A 1,202-nucleotide genomic window follows, 5' to 3' on the forward strand; every position below is an offset into this window, starting at 1 on the left:
CGGATGACGTGTACGCCTTCGCTTGAGGCAATGCGGGAATCTGCGTCGGCGAAGACGTACAGCTCGCCGCCACGGGCGCGGACTTCTTGCATGTTGGATTTTAATTTTTCTAGCAGCGCGTCTTTTGGTGCGACTGTGACGACCGGCATGTCTTTGGTCACTAAGGCTAACGGGCCGTGTTTGAGTTCTCCTGCGGGGTAGGCCTCTGCATGGATGTAGGAAATTTCTTTCAGCTTTAATGCGCCTTCCAAAGCGATTGGGTAGTGCATGCCGCGGCCTAAGAATAAGGCGTTTTCTTTGCGGGCAAATTCTTCTGACCAGGCGATGATTTGTGGTTCTAAAGCTAGCACCGCAGTGATCGCTACAGGTAAGTGGCGCAGGGCTTTGATGTGTTCTGCTTCTTGCTCATCGCTGAGTCTGTCTTTGCTTTGCGCCAGTGTCAGTGCCAACAAGAATAGCGCTGCCAATTGGGTGGTGAAGGCTTTGGTCGATGCGACGCCGACCTCTACTCCGGCGCGAGTGATATAGGCCAGAGCGCATTCGCGCACCATGGCGCTGGTGCTGACGTTGCAGATTGTCAGCGTGTGTTCCATCCCCAGACTACGCGCATGTTTGAGTGCTGCTAAGGTGTCGGCGGTCTCTCCGCTTTGTGAAATAGTGACGACCAGGCTGTTGGGGTTGGGTACGCTGTCGCGGTAGCGATATTCGCTGGCGATTTCTACATTGACCGGGACTTTGGCGATGGATTCTATCCAGTATTTTGCGGTCAAGCCTGCGTAGTAGCTGGTTCCACACGCGAGGATCAGAACGTTGTCGATTTGTTTAAAAACCTTGTACGCCTTGTCGCCAAACAGCTCTGGCATGATGGCTGTGACACCTTCCAATGTGTCGCCCAGTGCGCGTGGTTGCTCGAAAATTTCTTTCTGCATGTAATGACGATACGGACCTAATTCTGCCTGACCGGTATGCGCATGCACGGTACGGACCTCGCGTTGTACTTGCTTGCCGTTGGTATCTACAATCCAGACTTTTTGTAGTTGCAGATCAACGACGTCGCCTTCTTCCAGATAAATAATCTGGTCGGTTGTACCTGCCAATGCCATTGCATCGGAGGCTAGAAAGTTTTCTCCTTGGCCTACCCCGACGATTAATGGGGAACCTTGGCGCGCACCGACTACGCGGTGGGGTTCGTCGCGGCAAAA

Annotated in this window: 1 protein-coding gene; it reads right to left on the reverse strand. The window is 53.3% G+C overall.

Annotation, left to right across the window (positions count from 1 at the left end):
• A partial coding sequence (glmS, locus tag AAKU64_RS22555; protein ID WP_354363112.1) for a glutamine--fructose-6-phosphate transaminase (isomerizing) occupies nt 1–1,202 on the reverse strand: 1,202 nt, incomplete at both ends.

Source organism: Undibacterium sp. GrIS 1.8 (genome assembly GCF_040544445.1).
GTDB lineage: Bacteria > Pseudomonadota > Gammaproteobacteria > Burkholderiales > Burkholderiaceae_D > Undibacterium.